The organism is Pseudomonas sp. IPO3774, from assembly GCF_013386835.1.
Lineage (GTDB): Bacteria > Pseudomonadota > Gammaproteobacteria > Pseudomonadales > Pseudomonadaceae > Aquipseudomonas.
In genome coordinates, this window is sequence record NZ_JACAQY010000019.1 from 1 (window position 1) to 16451 (window position 16451).

Genomic DNA, 16451 nt, shown 5'->3' on the forward strand with positions numbered 1-16451 from the left:
CAATCTCAGCCATCACCCAAAAAACGGACATACACGCAAATCACCTTCCCCGAGAAAGCACAAAGGGGACCCGAAGGTCCCCTTTAATTTGTCGTTGCGTGCTCTTTTTTTATTATTGAGGGGCGGTCTATTGTTGTTTTTGGCAACCGTGGCCCTTTACCGCTGTTTTTGGCGACCCCCATCCGGGGTCAAGAGCAAACGTATTTTTTTGAGCGCTGATCTGCTTCTTCGCACGCGATCCAACCAGTGGGTAGCTACCTTGAGGTAGTTTTTTGTTCTTCTCTATCCGGTTGCGGGTTTCGGCAAGCCGTACCCTGCGAAGCACATCTTCTCCAAAAAAATCTGTTAGCTGCGTCTCTGCCGTGTTGTTTTTGTTATGTCAGAGTCGTTACGTCTTATTTTTATTAGGTTTGGTGCTTTTTATTCTTGTTATGCAATAGAGATAGCAGAAGCCGTGCCAACTTTTTAAAGTCCTTTAAAATCAATGCCTTGATTTTTGGGCGAGAAATTTCCTTCAGGAAATGCGACAAAATATGTTCCCGTGTTACCCGATGTGTAGCCGCGAGGTAACACATCGTCACAAGCGCACTACTCAACCGGCGCTGCGAGCCTTCGCCACGCGCGAACCGGTGGGGCGGCCGAGTACCGTACAAATCTGCTGACCCGCCAGAATCAGCTTGTCCATGTCGATACCCGTCTCGATGCCCAAGCCATTGAGCAGGTACAACACATCTTCAGTGGCAACGTTACCGCTGGCCCCCTTGGCATAGGGGCACCCGCCGAGGCCCGCAATAGAGCTGTCGAACACCTGGATACCTTCCTCAAGGCTGGCGTAGATATTGGCGATGGCCTGGCCATAGGTGTCATGGAAGTGCCCGGCCAGCTTGTCCCGTGGCACCTGCGCGCCGACCACCGCGAACATCCGGCGTGTTGCGCCTGCAGTGCCGGTGCCAATCGTGTCGCCCAGGGACACCTCATAGCAGCCCATGGCGAACAGCTCGCGAGCGACTGCCGCGACCTGTTCCGGCGCGACCTGACCTTCATAAGGGCAACCCAACACACACGACACATAACCCCGCACACTCACACCGTGCTGCCTGGCCGCGTCCATGATCGGCACGAAGCGTTCCAGGCTTTCGCTGATGGAGCAGTTGATATTGCGCTGGGAAAACGCCTCGGAAGCCGCCGCAAATACGGCCACTTCTTTTACGCCCGCCGCCAGTGCATCTTCAAAACCCCGCAGGTTTGGCGCCAGCGCGCCATAGGTCACGCCCGGCTTGCGCTGGATCTGCGCAAACACCTCGGCCGACCCGGCCATCTGCGGTACCCATTTGGGCGACACAAAACTGCCGACTTCGATGTAACCCAGGCCGGCGGCACTCAGGGCGTCCACCAATTGCACCTTGTCGGCGACGCTGATGGGTTGCGCTTCATTCTGCAGGCCGTCGCGGGGGCCCACTTCCACCAGGCGCACATGAGAGGGGAGGGACATGGCAGCTACCTTTTATGAATGGCCAACCTGGCCCTGAATGGTCTGTTCCAGCGCCTGGGTGCAACGCTCTTCGGCGGTGTCCAGTTCGAGCTTCATCTGTTCGATGTCGAGCAACTGTTGTTCCAGCTGCTCGCGGCGCTCGGCGATTTTCGCCAGCATGCTGTGCAGCTGTTTCTGGTTGCCGCTGGTAGGGTCGTAGAGTTCGATCAGTTCCCGGCACTCGGCCAGGGAAAAACCGATGCGCTTGCCCCGCAGGATCAGCTTCAGGCTGACCTTGTCGCGGGGCGAATAAATGCGCTCCTGGCCCCGGCGTTCCGGGGACAGCAGGCCTTGTTCTTCATAGAAACGAATGGCGCGGGTGGTGATGTCGAGCTCGCGGGCGAGGTCGGAGATGCTGTAGGTCGTGCTCATGAGGGCGCTCAAGGAGTGTCTTGAGCGTTAAGCTAATGGCTGGTTGACGTTAACGTCAAGCTCGCTCCTACAGTTTGTCCAGCTTCTTCTCATGGGCCGTCACCTGCTGGCACAACTCGATCATCTGCTCGCGCATCCAGCGGTTGGCCGGATCCTGGTCGGTGCTTTCATGCCAGTACAGATGGGTTTCCACCATCGGCACATCATTCACCGGCAGGTTGAACCAGTGCAGTTCATGGCGCCGTGCGAAGCGCTCCGGCACGGTCATTACCATGTCGGTTTGCTGCAGCACCTGCGAGGCCATCAGGTAGTGCTGGGAGCGCAGGGCGATCTTGCGTTGCAGGCCCATCTTGCCCAGCGCCAGGTCGACATGGCCCAGGCCGTTGCGCCGGCTGGAGATATGAATGTGGGTCAGCGACAGGTAGTCATCCAGCGTCAGTTTGTCCTTGCCCGCCATCGGATGGCCCTTGCGCATGGCGCACACGTAGCGGTCCTCCATGAGCTTGACGTGGCGCACTTGCGGGTCGGTGTTGAGCGGCGCATCCACGGCAAAGTCCAGGCGACCGGCCGCCAGTTCCTTGGTGGTTTCCCGGCGCTTGGACAGGAAGCTCTCGATTACCACCGTCGGTGCCAGGCGGCGCAGGCGCTGGAACAGCGGCGGCAGAATCACTGCTTCGGTGAGATCGGTCATGCTGATGCGGTAGGTCTTGGCCGCCTGTTGCGGGTTGAAGATCCGGCTTTCCTGTACCGACACCCGCAGCAGCGACAGCGCGTTACGCACCGGGCCAATGATGTTCTGGGCCATGGGCGTGGGCACCATGCCTTGGGCTGTGCGCACGAACAGCGGGTCGTTGAAGGTCTCCCGCAGGCGGGCCAGAGCGTTCGACACCGCAGGTTGAGTAATCCCGACAATCTGCCCGGCGCGGGTCAGGTTGGCTTCGGTGTAGATCGCGTCAAAGACGATGAAGAGGTTGAGGTCGACCTTGCTCAGATTCATTTCGCTGCGCTCTTATTGTTAGGTGTCCATACGCCGATCATATATCGGTGATGAATGTTAATACACGCCGAGAATAGGCTAGGTAAATTATCAACGCTGTTCTAGCATCGATTCATGACCTCAACAACCTCCATTGAGAAGGTGCTGCCCATGGATTTCGCCTATTCGCCCAAGGTTCAGGAACTGCGTGAACGCGTCACCGCGTTCATGGATGCCTACGTTTACCCGGCCGAGCCTGTGTTCGAACGCCAGGTTGCCGAAGGTGACCGCTGGCAGCCCACCGCCATCATGGAAGAGTTGAAGCTCAAGGCTAAAGCCGAAGGCCTGTGGAACCTGTTCCTGCCGGAATCCGAATTGGGCGCCGGCCTCACCAACCTGGAATACGCACCCCTGGCCGAAATCATGGGCCGCTCCTTGCTGGGGCCGGAGCCGTTCAACTGCTCGGCACCGGATACCGGCAACATGGAAGTGCTGGTGCGCTACGCCAACGAAGAGCAAAAACAGCGCTGGCTCGAACCGCTGCTGCGCGGCGAAATCCGCTCGGCATTTGCCATGACCGAGCCGGACGTGGCTTCCTCCGACGCCACCAACATGGCCGCCCGTGCAGAACGCGACGGCGACGAGTGGGTGATCAACGGTAAAAAATGGTGGACCTCCGGCGCCTGTGACCCGCGCTGCAAGATCCTGATCTTCATGGGCCTGAGCAACCCGGATGCGCCGCGTCACCAGCAGCACTCGATGATCCTGGTACCAGTGGATGCGCCCGGTGTGAAGATCGTGCGCCCGCTGCCGGTGTTCGGCTACGACGACGCACCCCATGGCCACGCCGAAGTGCTGTTTGAAAACGTCCGCGTGCCGTACGAAAACGTCCTGCTGGGCGAAGGCCGGGGCTTTGAAATTGCCCAGGGGCGCCTTGGTCCGGGCCGTATTCACCACTGCATGCGTTCCATCGGCATGGCCGAGCGCGCGCTGGAACTGATGTGCAAGCGTTCCGTCAGCCGTACCGCCTTCGGCAAGCCGCTGGCCCGCCTGGGTGGCAATATCGACAAGATCGCCGACTCGCGGATGGAAATCGACATGGCGCGCCTGCTGACCCTGAAAGCTGCCTACATGATGGACACCGTGGGTAACAAGGTCGCGAAAAGCGAAATCGCCCAGATCAAGGTGGTGGCGCCGAACGTGGCGTTGAGGGTGATCGACCGCGCCATCCAGATCCACGGTGGCGCCGGCGTATCCAATGACTTCCCGCTGGCCTACATGTACGCCATGCAGCGCACCCTGCGCCTGGCCGATGGCCCGGACGAAGTGCACCGCGCAGCAATCGGCAAGTTCGAGATCGGCAAGTATGTGCCGCGGGAAATGATGCGCAGCGGGCAGTAAAACCGAGGTGTCTTCATCGCAGGCAAGCCAGCTCCCACAGGGGAATGCAGTCAACTGTGGGAGCCGGGCTTGCCGCGATGAGGCCAGTTGATCGTTCCCACGCTCTGCGTGGGAATGCTGCCCCGGACGCTCCGCGTCCTCAATACACCCAGACCTCCACCCGCCGGTTCTTGATCCGTCCCTCATCCGCCGTATTTGCCGCCACCGGCATCTCGGCACCGAACCCCTGAATGTCCCTCAGCACCACGCCGCTTTTAACCAGTTCCCGGCGCACCGCCATCGCCCGCAACTTCGACAATAGCGCCGCCCGTTGCGCATCACTCTTGGCATCCCCAAACCCCACCAGCGTCACCTGCTTGTCCAGCTTGCCGTGGCTCTTTATATAAGCCACTACCCGCATCAGGTCCTGGCGCGCCTTGTTGTCGAGGCTGGCACTGCCTTCCTCAAACCGGAAATTCACCGTCAGGCGCTGCGCTTGTCGGGCAATCGCCTGGTAATCCCCGGGCATCGGCGCCCGTGGCTCCACCGCCATGGCCTGCACCTGCTGTGCGATAAAACCGTTGGCGGCGACGATCGCCTGGCCCTTGCTGCTTTGTGCAAAGTCCACCAGGGCCTTGGCCCAGGGGTTTTGTGCAACAGGTGGCAGGTAGAAGAACAACCGGCGTGACAGCGGGTAGTCCTCGGTGGCGATCAAGCTGTTCAGCGGCAGCATCGGCTGCGAGTCGCCATCGACGATGGCCACCGCCTTGGCCTGGCGCACATAGGGCAATCCGATAAAACCGATGCCCTGGGGGTCATGGCTGACAGCATCCGACAACTGCTCGCTGGATTCGAAGCGCTTGGCGCTGCCATCCAACGACTTGCCGCGCCGGCTGAGCACCAGTTCCTTGAAGGTGTCATAGGTGCCGGATTGATCATCCCGCGCGTACAGGTGAATCTGGCCACCGATGCCGCCCAGTTGTTCCCAGGTCGAGACTTCGCCGCTGAAGATTTGCGCCAGTTGCGCGGTATTCAACGTCCCCAACGGGTTGCGTGGGTTGAGGATGATCGCCAGCCCGTCAATGGCGATGACCTGTTCGGCGTCGGGGCTTTTCAGGTCGCCGAGGGCTTCGAGGTCCACCAGTTCGCTGTCCTTGATCGGCCGGGAAGACGCCGCGAGGTCGGCGCTGGCGTTTTTCAGGGCTGCGAACCCGGTGCTGGAACCATGGGCCGCCACTTCCACCGTCACCTTCTGACCCTGGCGAGTCTTGCCGACGATGTGCTGTTCGTTGGCCTGGTCAGATGGCTCGCTGTGCACCGCTTGCAACCCCTGTTGCTCCATCAGCCCCTTGACCAGCGCCGGGCCAAGCGCCGCGCCGATGGTGTTGGAACCCTGGATGCGCAAGGCCGGGCCATGTTCGGGGAAGGGCAGAGGGGTGGAAAAAGCGGCGAGGGGAAATGCGCTGAACAGTGCCAGCAGGGATAGAACGCGCAGCATCATGCCGGCACCTTCTCAAGCCAAAGGGAGTGCCGCGAGATTAAGTCAGAGAGGTTTCAGCAATATGACCGGCATCACGCCGTCAAAAAGTGTGGGAGCGGGCTTGCTCGCGAATACGGTGTGTCAGTCGACGTATCCGGTGACTGACACACCGTATTCGCGAGCAAGCCCGCTCCCACATTTAACGGCGCTGCTGTTAAGAAATCAGCTCAATTCCAGCCAGATCGGTGCATGATCGGAGGGTTTTTCCATGCCGCGCAGGTCGTAATCCACACCGGCATCCTTCACCCGGGGCAACAAGCCTTGGGACGCCAGGATCACGTCGATTCGCAGCCCGCGCTTTGGCTCGTCTTCAAAACCACGGCTGCGGTAATCGAACCAGCTGAAGCGGTCTGCCACATCCGGGTTGAGGTGGCGGAAGCTGTCCACCAGGCCCCAGTTCTTCAGGCGGGCCATCCACTCGCGTTCTTCCGGCAGGAAGCTGCACTTGCCGGTCTTCAGCCAGCGCTTGGCGTTGTCGGCACCGATGCCGATGTCGCAGTCTTCCGGGGAAATATTCACATCCCCCATTACCACCACGGCCTGTTCATTGCTGAACTGCGACTCCAGGAGGGTTTGCAGGTCCTCGTAGAAGCGCTGCTTGGCCGGGAACTTGGTGGGGTGGTCGCGGCTTTCGCCCTGTGGGAAATAGCCGTTCATGATGGTAATCGGGTTGCCGTTGGCGTCGGCGAAGGTGCCCCAGATAAACCGGCGCTGGGCGTCTTCTTCGTCACTGGCAAAGCCTTTGTGCAGCGCCAGCGGTTCCTGGCGCGAGAGCAGGGCAACACCGTAGTGGCCTTTCTGCCCGTGGTAATACACGTGATAGCCGAGGGCCTTGATCTCATCCAGCGGGAACTGGTCGTCGTGGACCTTGGTTTCCTGCAGGCCGATCACGTCCGGCTGATGTTTCTCGATCAGTGCCGCCAGCTGATGAGGGCGGGCACGCAGCCCGTTGATATTGAAAGACACGATTTTCATGGTCGGCGGTCCAGTCTGGCAAAAGGGCGATGCTAGCCGACAATGTAGGACGGGAGCCAGTCTTGTAGCCGCTGCCGAGGCACAAGGCTGCGTTGGGCTGCGAAGCGACGCCCGGTGGCTACACTGAACGAAACAGTGCCGCAGACGTTCGTAATAACAAGAGCGCAACCTTTTGAGTCAGCGCCCAGGGGAGATTCACTGTTATGCCTGACACCTCGACTGCCATCGCCCAGATCCACATGCTCGACAGCGGCTACTCCCGCGAAGCCCGTTCGCTGTTGTACCAGGCCTATCGCCATGAGCCGACGTTCGCCTACATCTTCGAAGCCGAACGTCCCGGCTACGAACAGCGGGTGCGCGCCACGGTGCGTGAGCTGGTCAAGCAGCACTTCTTCCAGAAACTCCCGGCGATTGGCCTGTTGGTCAACGACCGGCTGATCGGCATCGCCCTGATCGCGCCACCGACCCGCCGCCTGGGCATCACCGAAAGCTGGGCCTGGCAGTTGCGCATGTGGCTGAGTACCGGTGTGCGCGGTACCCGGCGTTACCTGGAATACCATCAGGCAGTGCTGGCGTGCCTGCCCTCGGATTCGGTGCATGTGCTGCCGTTGCTGGGGATTCACCCGCAATTCCAGGGCAAGCACTACGGTGAGCAACTGCTGGAAGCGGTGCACAACTGGTGCGCCGAAGACCCGCATTCCTCAGGCGTGGTGCTGGACACGGGGAATTCTCGCTATCTGGAATTCTATAAGCGCCAGGGCTATGAAGAGATCGGCGAGGTCGCTGTAGGACCGGTACTGGAACACGTGTTCTTTCACGCAAATCCGCAGGTGTTACAGGCTGCAACGGTTTAAGACAGAATTATTCAGACAAATCCGGGTTCTAACTCGCTCCCAAGCTCGTGTAGCATCCCGGCCTATGAAGTTTCCAGGAAGATTTACCAGCGGCTTGATTCTGCTGTTCACGAGCTGCGGCGCCTTGGCGCAAAGCGAATTGGATGTGCGCATCAAGCCTTCAAACGACGCGTTGAAAGCCAACATCGAAGGCTATATCGGCGGGGTCGGCGATCGTGACGAAGAAGCCCTGCTGCGGTTCAGCCGTGGCGCCGAGGAGCAGGCCCGCAAGGCCGCCCAGGCGCTGGGCTACTACCAACCGCAGATTGCCAGCGATGTGAAGGGCGGCAAGAACCCGCGCCTGATCCTCACCATCGACCCCGGCGAACCGGTGCATTTGCGCAATGTGACCATTCGGGTCGACGGCCAGGCCGCCGACCTCAAGGCCTTTCGCGTGCCCGCCAGCGACCAACTCAAATCCGGCGCCGTGCTCAACCACGGCAACTACGAAGACGCCAAGCGCGTCATCCAGAACCAGGCGTCACGCTACGGCTTTTTCAGCGGGCGCTTCACCAGCCAGAAACTCTCGGTCGACCCCAAGGCGGGGGTGGCCGATATCGAACTCATTTACGACAGTGGCCCACGCTACACCTTGGGCAAGGTCAGCTTTGCCGGCGACACGCCGTTTGATGACGACCTGCTGCAACGCATGGTGCCGTTCAAGAGCGGCGCGCCTTACGACTCCGAACTGATCGCCGAACTCAACCAGAACCTGCAATCCAGCGGCTTTTTCGAGGGCGTGCGCGTGGACGCCGCCCCGGCGGCCTCGACCAATGACGTGATCCCGGTGGCCGTGCAACTGGAAACCCGCAAGCCGCGCACCATGGGCCTGGGCCTCGGTTACTCGACCGACGTCGGCCCGCGGGGCAAGGCCAACTGGACGCGCCACTGGGTCAACCCCCAGGGCCACAGTTATGGCTGGGAAGCCGAGCTTTCCGCGCCTCGGCAGAACGTCGGGTTGTGGTACGACATTCCCATGGACCCGCCACTGACCGACAAACTTCGCTTTGCCGGCGGTTACCAGAATGAAGAAATCGCCAACACCGACACCCTGAGTAAACTGCTCACCCTCGGCCCCGAGTGGCACAGCAAGTTGCCCAGCGGCTGGACGCGGGTGATCTCGCTCAAATGGCAGCGCGAAGAGTATCGCCTGGGCAACGACTCGGGCCTGAGTACGCTGCTGATGCCGGGCATCAGTTATTCCTACCTGCGCAGCGACAACCGCATCGACCCGCACAATGGCTATCGCCTGCTGTTCGACGCCAAGGTCGCCAAGGAAGGCCTGGGTTCCGACACCAACCTGCTTTACGGCACGGCGACCATCAAGGGCTTGACCACCCTGTGGGACAACCACCGTTTCCTGGCCCGGGCGCAGTTTGGCGGCAGTGCCACCAACGGCTACAAATCCGTGCCGCCGTCGTTGCGCTTTTTTGCCGGTGGCGACCAGAGCGTACGGGGTTACGAGTACCAGACCCTGTCCCCGGAAAACGATCGTGGCGACCGCATCGGCGGCCGCTACATGGTGGCCCTGAGCGCCGAGTACCAATATTCCATCGCCGAAAAATGGCGGATCGCGACCTTTATCGACCAAGGCAACTCGTTCAACACCCTGGAAATGCCGAGCCTGAAAACCGGTGTGGGTGTTGGCGTGCGCTGGGTGTCGCCGGTCGGCCCGATCCGCCTCGACCTGGCCCATGCCCTCGAAGATCCGGGCGGCATTCGTTTGCACTTTTCCATGGGGCCTGAGCTGTGATGCGTGGTTTGAAAATAGCGGGGCTGGCCGTGCTGGCGGTCCTCGCAGCGATAGTGCTGGCACTGTGGACGGTGCTGGGTACCCAAGCCGGCAGCCGGTGGGTGCTGGGCCAGGTGCCGGGTTTGACCGTGGAGAATTTCCAGGGTCGCCTGGGCGGGCAGTGGAGTGCCGACCATCTGTTATGGCAGCAGGACAGCAGCCGCGTGGAGCTTCAGTCGCCGAAGTTCGACTGGTCGCCCGCGTGTTTGATGCGCATGACCTTGTGCATCAACCAACTGGATGTGGAGCAGGTGAGCCTGCAATTTCCACCCGGCACCGAAGAAAGCAGCGGCCCGATTACCCTGCCGGACCTGAAACTGCCGGTCGCCCTTCAGTTGGGTGACATCCGCGTTGGCAGCCTGCTGTTCAATGGCAGCGAAGAGCTCCAGGGCCTGCAGCTGGCGGCGCACTGGACTGCCGCCGGGATGCAGATCGATTCGGTGCACCTGCAACGGGACGGTTTGGTCCTTGACCTGTCCGGCCTGCTGCAACCCACCGGCAATTGGCCGCTGGCCGCCAGCGGCAACCTGAGCCTGCCTTACGCGCCGGGCGGTGCGCCCTGGACGCTGGCGCTCAAGGTCGATGGCGATTTGCTCAAGACCCTCAAGCTCGACGCCGACAGCAGCGGCTACCTGCCGGCCAAGCTCAGCGGCGAATTGCAACCGCTGGTGGAAAACCTGCCGGCGCAGTTGCACATCACCGCCGACGGCTTCAAACCCAGCGCCGATTTGCCCGATACCCTGCAACTCAATCAGCTGGACCTGACCGCCAAGGGCGACCTGAGCAACGGTTACCAGTTGCTGGGCAAAGCCGTACTGCCCGCGGAAAAAGGCCCGGTGGACCTGCTGCTGCGAGGCAAGGTCGACGCCAAGGGCGCGCAGATCGCCGGGCTGGATTTGAATGCCGGTGACAAGCAAAGCCTCAAGCTCAGTGCCAACCTGGACTGGCAGCAAGGCTTCAGCGCCGACGCAAAAATCGACTGGCTGGATTTCCCGTGGCATCGCCTGTACCCGGTGATCGACGAACCCCAGGTGGCCTTGCGTACCTTCAATGGTGAAGTTTCCTACAAGGACGGCAACTACCTGGGCAACTTCAAGGCCGACCTCGACGGCCCTGCGGGCAAGTTCAGCCTGGCCAGCCCGTTCAGTGGCGACCTCAAGCAAGTGTTCCTCCCCGAGTTGAAACTCGCGGCTGGTCAGGGCAAGGCCGAAGGCCACCTGAACCTGCAATTTGCCGATGGCATCGCCTGGGACACGGCGCTGGACTTGTCGGCAATCAACCCGGCGTATTGGGTCGCGGAGTTGCCCGGCACCCTCGCGGGCCCGTTGCGCAGCAAGGGCGAAATGAAGAACGAGCAACTCAAGCTCAATGCCGACCTCGACCTCAAGGGCCGTCTGCGTGGCCAACCTGCCGTGCTCCAGGCCAAGGCGGAAGGCGCTGGCGAGCAATGGACCCTCGGCACCCTCGACATTCGCCTCGGCGACAACCGCATCTATGGCAGCGGCAGCCTGCAACAGCGCCTTGCCGGGCAGATCGACATCAAGCTGACGCGCCTCGCCCAGCTCTGGCCGCAACTGCGCGGGCAGATGAATGGTCGCCTCGACGTCGCCGGCACCCTGAAAGCGCCGCAAGGCAAGCTCAACCTGGTTGGCCAGCAACTGGCGTTTGAAGATAACCGCCTGCAAAACCTGACCCTGGACGCGAACCTGGATAATGCCCAGCGCGCCAAAGTCGACCTGAAAGGCAGTGGCATCCAGGCCGGTGAAACCCAGCTCGGCACCTTCACTGCCAGCGCCCAGGGCGATATCAAAAGCCAGAAAGTCCAGCTCGAGCTGGCCGGCCCGTTGCTCAAGCTGGCCCTGGCCCTGGACGGCAACCTCGACAAAGGCAACTGGCGCGGGCGCCTGGCCAGCGGTGATGTGCAAGCCGGTGGCCAGGACTGGAAGCTGCAAGCGCCGGCGAAAATCGAACGCCTGGCCGACGGCAAGCTGACCTTTGCTGCCCATTGCTGGGTCTCCGGCCCGGCGAGCCTGTGCGGCGAAGACCAGCGCCTGATGCCCGAGCCGAAGCTGCGTTACCACCTCAAGCAGTTCCCCATCGACAGCCTGGCGCAGTGGTTGCCCAAGGATTTCGCCTGGCAGGGCAAGCTCAATGCCGACGTGCAGCTCGACCTGCCTGCCAGCGGCCCCAAAGGCGTGGTCTCGGTGGACGCCAGCGGTGGCACCCTGCGGGTCAAGGACAAAGACCAGTGGCTGGATTTCCCCTACGACACGCTGAAGCTGGAAACCACCCTCAACCCCACGCGCATCGACACCCAGCTCAATTTCCGTGGCGGCAAGCTCGGCGAATTGCTGTTGCAGGCGCAGCTCAATCCGCTGGCGAAGAATAAACCGATCACCGGCAACTTCACCCTGACCGGCCTCGACCTTGCGGTCGCCCGGCCGTTTGTGCCGATGGTCGAAAAGCTCAACGGCAAGCTCAACGGTAACGGGCGAATCGGCGGCAGCCTGCTGGCGCCTCAGGTCAACGGCAGCGTCAACCTGGTGGGAGGCGAAATCTCCGGCCCGGAACTGCCCACCAGCATTGAAGGCCTGAATATCCAGGCGTTGATTGCCGGCGAAAGCGTGCAGCTCAATGGCGGCTGGCGCAGCGGCAAGGCCGGGCAGGGCACTATCAAGGGGCAGATCGACTGGGGCCAGGCCCTGGCGGTGGATATCGCGCTGCAAGGCACGCAACTGCCGGTCACCGTGGAACCGTACGCGGCCCTGGAGGTGGCGCCCGACCTGAAGATCAGCATGAAGAACGACAAGCTGGCGATCTCCGGCAAGGTGCAGATTCCCAAGGGCGAGATCACCGTGCGGGAATTGCCGCCATCGACGGTCAAGGTCTCGGATGACACGGTGATCGTCGGCAGCCAGACCGAAGAGGGCAAGCCGCCGATGGCCATGGCGATGGACATCGATGTGGAGGTAGGCAAGGACAAGCTGAGCTTCGCCGGGTTTGGCCTCACCGCCAACCTGCAAGGCCATGTGCACATCGGCGACAACATGGACACCCGTGGCGAACTGTGGCTCAACGACGGCCGCTACCGGGCCTACGGCCAACGCCTGACTGTGCGCCGCGCGCGATTGTTGTTTGCCGGGCCGATTGACCAGCCGTTCCTGGATATCGAAGCGGTGCGGATCACCACCGAGCCGTCCCGGACCGTCACCGCCGGTATTCGTCTGAGCGGCAGTGCCGAGCAGCCGACTACGCAAATTTTCTCGGAGCCGGCCATGGCCCAAGAGGATGCATTGTCGTACCTGGTGTTGGGGCGTTCGCGCACCACCAACGGTGAGGACAACAACATGCTGGCCGAAGCGGCACTGGGTCTTGGGTTGATGGGCAGTGCCGGGGTCACGTCGGACATCGCCAAGAACCTGGGCATCCAGGACTTTGAACTGGACACCCAGGGCAGTGGCAACAACACCGCCGTGGTGGCCAGCGGCAAGATCTCCGAGAAGCTCAGCCTGCGTTATGGCGTGGGGGTGTTCGAGCCGGCCAACACCATCGCCTTGCGCTATTTGCTGAGCAAGAAGGTGTACCTGGAAGTGGCCAGCGGCGTGGCCAGCTCCCTGGATATTTTCTACAAGCGCGATTTCTGATCCGTCCACGGTAATGGTGGGAGTCTGGCTCCCACCATTTATCCGCTAATTAGCAAGCAACCTAACTATTCGTTTGACATTCGCTGCCTAGGCAGTAACATCGTGTCACACATTCACTGCTTAGGCAGTTAATAGGCTGGTCACGATGAAGCACTTCACCCCCGAAAACTTCCACAACTGCCACCTCGGCCTGCTGCTGGGCCGGGCTGCGCTGCTCAAAGACAAGATCATCGACACCCACATGGAACCCCACGGCATCACGGCCGCGCAGTTCAAGGTGTTGATCATCATGGCCCAGTACGGCGTCGACACCCCGGCCGAGCTGTGCCGCAACCTGTCGTTGGACAGCGGCTCCATGACCCGCATGCTCGACCGCCTGGAACAAAAGGACCTGCTGGCGCGCAAGCGTTCCGAGCAGGACCGGCGCCAGGTGCAGTTGGTGCTGACCGCCGAAGGCCAGCGCGTGGCCGACATGCTGCCGCACATCGGTGCCCAGGCCTTGAACCAGTTGGCGGGCGCGCTGGAGCCGGGTGAATTGCAAACCCTGGAAAAAATCCTGAAGAAAATTCTGATAGCTGCGGGTGACCCCATCACCATCCAGCGGGTAGGTAGTGCATGAACAATCGCTCCTTGCGTGCCGGCCTCAGCCTTGTGCTGGTGGCCATGACTATGGCCGGTTGTGCCAATTTCAGCGGCTTGGACACAGAAGGCAAACGCCTCGAAGCCAATAACCTGCAAACCGGCAAATCCCTCAGCGGCGTGACCCTGTCCACCGCTGCCTGGCCCACCGCCGACTGGTGGAAAGGCCTTGGCGATCCACAGCTCGACAGCCTGATCCAGGAAGCCCTGCAGAACAGCCCCGACATGCAAGTGGCCAGCGCCCGTGCCCACCAGGCCGAAGCCGCTGCCTATGCCGCCGACGCCGAGCGCATGCCGACCCTGGATGCCAGCGCCGGTGTCAGCCGTTCGCGCCTGGCCAAGGACCAGGACCCGTTGGGCCAGGGCGATGCCTACGCCACCGTGCGTAACATCGGTGCCAGCTTCAATTACAACTTCGACCTGTGGGGTGGCCAGCGCGCCGCCTGGGAAGCCGCGCTGGGCCAGGCCCGCGCTGCCGAAGTCGACCAACAGGCCGCGCGCCTGACCCTGGCAGCCAACGTCGCCAAGGCCTACAGCGACCTGGGCCAGGCCCATATCGTGCGTGACCTGGCCAATGATGACCTCAAGCGCACCCGGCAGATGCTCGACCTGGGCCAGCGTCGCCTGAACTCCGGGATCGACAGCCAGTACCAGTACCAGCAAACCGAAAGCCTGGAAGCCAGCTCCCAGTCGCAACTGATCGATGCGGAAAAACAACTGCAGAGCGCGAAGATCGCCCTCGCGGTGTTGCTCGGCAAAGGCCCGGACCGTGGCAGCGAACTGGTACGCCCCAACGTGCTCAAGCCGAGCGCGGTTGCGGTGCCTTCGGTGTTGCCTGCCGAGCTGGTGGGCCGTCGCCCGGACCTGATCGCCGCACGCTGGCGGGTGGAGGCGGCGAGCAAGAACATCGCGGCCAGCAAGACCCGTTTCTACCCCAACCTCAACCTGAGCGCGAGCGCCGGGGCCGAGTCGTTGCTGGGGGATGCGATGTTTGGTTCGGCCAGCCGCTTCTTCAGCATTGCGCCGACCGTCTCGCTGCCGATCTTCGACGGCGGCCGCCTGCGCGCCGACCTCGACGCTCGCGACGCCGACTACGACCTGGCCGTGGCCCAGTACAACAAAACCCTGGTGCAAGCCTTGGGCGATATCGGCAACACACTCTCGCAATTGCGCGAGACCGGCCGGCAGATCCAGGCCCAGCAACACGCCGCTGACATTGCCCAGCAGTCCTACGACACCGGCGTCCAGCGTTACAGCTCAGGTATCGGCAATTACCTGGACGTGCTCAGCATCGAACAGCAACTGCTCCAGGCCCAGCGTCAGTTGGCCACCCTGAATGCCGAGCAAATCGATCTTTCGATTCAACTGATGCAGGCCCTGGGCGGCGGTTTCCACGCCGATAACGTGGCCTCGACCACCCCAGCCACGCGCACTGAATAATTCAAGGTACTTGTCATGGCCACTGCCGAAACCAGCAACAACGCTCCTGAAACAAACAAGGCTGAACAACCCAACACCAGCAATCCGCGCAAACGCAAAGTCATGCTGTTTGTGCTGGCGCTGATCGTCATCCTCGGCGCCTTGGGCGTGTGGGGTTGGTACGAATTGTATGGTCGCTTCAGCGAAAGCACCGACGACGCCTACGTCAACGGCAACGTGGTGGAAATCACCCCGCTGGTGACCGGCACCGTGGTGAGCATCGGCGCTGACGACGGCGACCTGGTGCATGAAGGCCAGGTGCTGATCAACTTCGACCCCAACGACGCGGCCGTCGGCCTGCAAAGTGCCCAGGCCAACCTGGCCCGCACCGTGCGCCAGGTGCGTGGCTTGTACAGCAACGTCGATGGCATGAAAGCCCAGGTGCTGGCGCAACAAGCCAACGTGCAAAAGGCCCAGGACAACTACAACCGACGCAAGAACCTCGCTGCCGGCGGGGCGATTTCCCAGGAAGAACTGTCCCACGCCCGTGACGACCTGACCTCGGCGCAAAACGCCTTGGCCAACGTGCAGCAACAGTTCAAGACCAGCAGCGCCCTGGTGGATGACACGGTGATTTCGTCCCACCCGGACGTGCAGGCTGCCGCCGCACAGTTGCGCCAGGCTTACCTGACCAACGCCCGCAGCACCCTGATCGCACCGGTGACCGGTTATGTGGCCAAGCGTACCGTGCAACTGGGCCAGCGGGTCCAGCCGGGTACTGCACTGATGGCGGTGATCCCGCTGGATCAACTGTGGATCGACGCCAACTTCAAGGAAACCCAGCTGCGCAATATGCGTATCGGCCAGCCGGTGGATATCGAATCCGACATCTACGGCAGCGACGTGAAATTCAGCGGCACCGTCGACAGCCTCGGCGCGGGCACGGGCAGCGCGTTTGCCTTGCTGCCGGCGCAGAACGCCACCGGTAACTGGATCAAGATCGTGCAACGGGTGCCGGTGCGTATCCATGTGAACGCCGATGAGTTGGCCAAGCACCCGCTGCGGGTGGGCCTGTCTACCGTGGTCGACGTCGACCTGCACGACCAGAGCGGCCCGGTACTGGCCCAGCAGGCGCCGCAGAAGGCGTCGTTCACCACCAACGTTTACGACCGCCAGTTGGCCGAAGCCGACGCGATGATCACCCAATTGATCCATGACAACAGCGTCGCCGCTCCCAAGGCTGCCCAGCGCTGATTCGCCAATCCATCAGCTGCGGCCCCGGCGGCCGTA

General features: G+C 61.8%; 12 protein-coding genes. 7 read left to right on the plus strand and 5 right to left on the minus strand.

The annotated features are described in order from the left end of the window. Positions 1–592 precede the first annotated feature (592 nt). From HYE77_RS13875 to HYE77_RS13885, 3 genes are all read right to left on the minus strand, one after another. Entirely contained in the window at positions 593–1492 is a 900-nt protein-coding gene (locus tag HYE77_RS13875; protein WP_177068890.1) for a hydroxymethylglutaryl-CoA lyase, read from the minus strand. 12 nt (positions 1493–1504) lie between these two features. Then, positions 1505–1903 (minus strand): MerR family DNA-binding transcriptional regulator, encoded by a 399-nt coding sequence (locus HYE77_RS13880; RefSeq protein ID WP_003211806.1) that lies wholly within the window; start codon positions 1901–1903, stop codon positions 1505–1507. Between the two features lie 67 nt (positions 1904–1970). Next, entirely contained in the window at positions 1971–2900 is a 930-nt protein-coding gene (locus HYE77_RS13885) for a LysR family transcriptional regulator (protein WP_003211805.1), read from the minus strand. A 150-nt stretch (positions 2901–3050) separates the two neighbouring features. Here HYE77_RS13885 and HYE77_RS13890 point away from each other — a divergent pair, with 150 nt between their 5' ends. Next, a complete protein-coding gene (locus HYE77_RS13890; RefSeq protein ID WP_003211803.1) occupies positions 3051–4280 on the plus strand; it encodes an acyl-CoA dehydrogenase in 1230 nt (409 codons plus the stop codon). A gap of 139 nt (positions 4281–4419) precedes the next feature. Here the strand turns inward: HYE77_RS13890 and HYE77_RS13895 are convergent, their stop codons facing one another. Both HYE77_RS13895 and xthA read right to left on the minus strand, forming a co-directional pair. Beyond that, positions 4420–5760: a substrate-binding domain-containing protein gene (locus HYE77_RS13895; protein ID WP_177068891.1), complete on the minus strand. Its 1341-nt coding sequence runs from the start codon at positions 5758–5760 to the stop codon at positions 4420–4422. A 201-nt stretch (positions 5761–5961) separates the two neighbouring features. Next, complete coding sequence (gene xthA, locus HYE77_RS13900) at positions 5962–6774, minus strand: exodeoxyribonuclease III (RefSeq protein ID WP_102369515.1); 813 nt, start codon at positions 6772–6774, stop codon at positions 5962–5964. 203 nt (positions 6775–6977) lie between these two features. Here xthA and HYE77_RS13905 point away from each other — a divergent pair, with 203 nt between their 5' ends. The 6 genes from HYE77_RS13905 to HYE77_RS13930 all read left to right on the plus strand — a co-directional run bounded on the left by HYE77_RS13905 (position 6978) and on the right by HYE77_RS13930 (position 16415). Then, the gene (locus HYE77_RS13905) at positions 6978–7628 is read left to right on the plus strand and encodes an N-acetyltransferase (protein WP_003211798.1); all 651 of its coding nucleotides are present in this window, start codon (positions 6978–6980) and stop codon (positions 7626–7628) included. Between the two features lie 64 nt (positions 7629–7692). Continuing rightward, entirely contained in the window at positions 7693–9420 is a 1728-nt protein-coding gene (locus tag HYE77_RS13910; protein ID WP_102369513.1) for an autotransporter assembly complex family protein, read from the plus strand. Next, entirely contained in the window at positions 9420–13103 is a 3684-nt protein-coding gene (locus HYE77_RS13915; RefSeq protein WP_177068892.1) for a translocation/assembly module TamB domain-containing protein, read from the plus strand. Before HYE77_RS13910 ends, HYE77_RS13915 begins: the two co-directional genes overlap by 1 nt. Before the next feature lie 145 nt (positions 13104–13248). Beyond that, a complete protein-coding gene (locus HYE77_RS13920) occupies positions 13249–13722 on the plus strand; it encodes a MarR family winged helix-turn-helix transcriptional regulator (RefSeq protein WP_003211792.1) in 474 nt (157 codons plus the stop codon). Then, complete coding sequence (locus HYE77_RS13925; protein WP_177068893.1) at positions 13719–15182, plus strand: efflux transporter outer membrane subunit; 1464 nt, start codon at positions 13719–13721, stop codon at positions 15180–15182. Before HYE77_RS13920 ends, HYE77_RS13925 begins: the two co-directional genes overlap by 4 nt. Positions 15183–15197: 15 nt before the next feature. Beyond that, positions 15198–16415 (plus strand): efflux RND transporter periplasmic adaptor subunit, encoded by a 1218-nt coding sequence (locus tag HYE77_RS13930; protein WP_003211788.1) that lies wholly within the window; start codon positions 15198–15200, stop codon positions 16413–16415. Positions 16416–16451 lie beyond the last annotated feature (36 nt).

What these genes read in the sequence shown, in the direction of transcription:
- HYE77_RS13915 (WP_177068892.1), top strand. Translation starts at nt 9,420, where the DNA reads ATGCGTGGTTTGAAAATAGCGGGGCTGGCCGTGCTGGCGGTCCTCGCA.
- HYE77_RS13885 (WP_003211805.1), bottom strand. Translation starts at nt 2,900, where the DNA reads ATGAATCTGAGCAAGGTCGACCTCAACCTCTTCATCGTCTTTGACGCG.
- HYE77_RS13890 (WP_003211803.1), top strand. Translation starts at nt 3,051, where the DNA reads ATGGATTTCGCCTATTCGCCCAAGGTTCAGGAACTGCGTGAACGCGTC.
- HYE77_RS13905 (WP_003211798.1), top strand. Translation starts at nt 6,978, where the DNA reads ATGCCTGACACCTCGACTGCCATCGCCCAGATCCACATGCTCGACAGC.
- HYE77_RS13895 (WP_177068891.1), bottom strand. Translation starts at nt 5,760, where the DNA reads ATGATGCTGCGCGTTCTATCCCTGCTGGCACTGTTCAGCGCATTTCCC.
- HYE77_RS13875 (WP_177068890.1), bottom strand. Translation starts at nt 1,492, where the DNA reads ATGTCCCTCCCCTCTCATGTGCGCCTGGTGGAAGTGGGCCCCCGCGAC.
- HYE77_RS13925 (WP_177068893.1), top strand. Translation starts at nt 13,719, where the DNA reads ATGAACAATCGCTCCTTGCGTGCCGGCCTCAGCCTTGTGCTGGTGGCC.
- HYE77_RS13920 (WP_003211792.1), top strand. Translation starts at nt 13,249, where the DNA reads ATGAAGCACTTCACCCCCGAAAACTTCCACAACTGCCACCTCGGCCTG.
- HYE77_RS13930 (WP_003211788.1), top strand. Translation starts at nt 15,198, where the DNA reads ATGGCCACTGCCGAAACCAGCAACAACGCTCCTGAAACAAACAAGGCT.
- HYE77_RS13880 (WP_003211806.1), bottom strand. Translation starts at nt 1,903, where the DNA reads ATGAGCACGACCTACAGCATCTCCGACCTCGCCCGCGAGCTCGACATC.
- HYE77_RS13910 (WP_102369513.1), top strand. Translation starts at nt 7,693, where the DNA reads ATGAAGTTTCCAGGAAGATTTACCAGCGGCTTGATTCTGCTGTTCACG.
- xthA (WP_102369515.1), bottom strand. Translation starts at nt 6,774, where the DNA reads ATGAAAATCGTGTCTTTCAATATCAACGGGCTGCGTGCCCGCCCTCAT.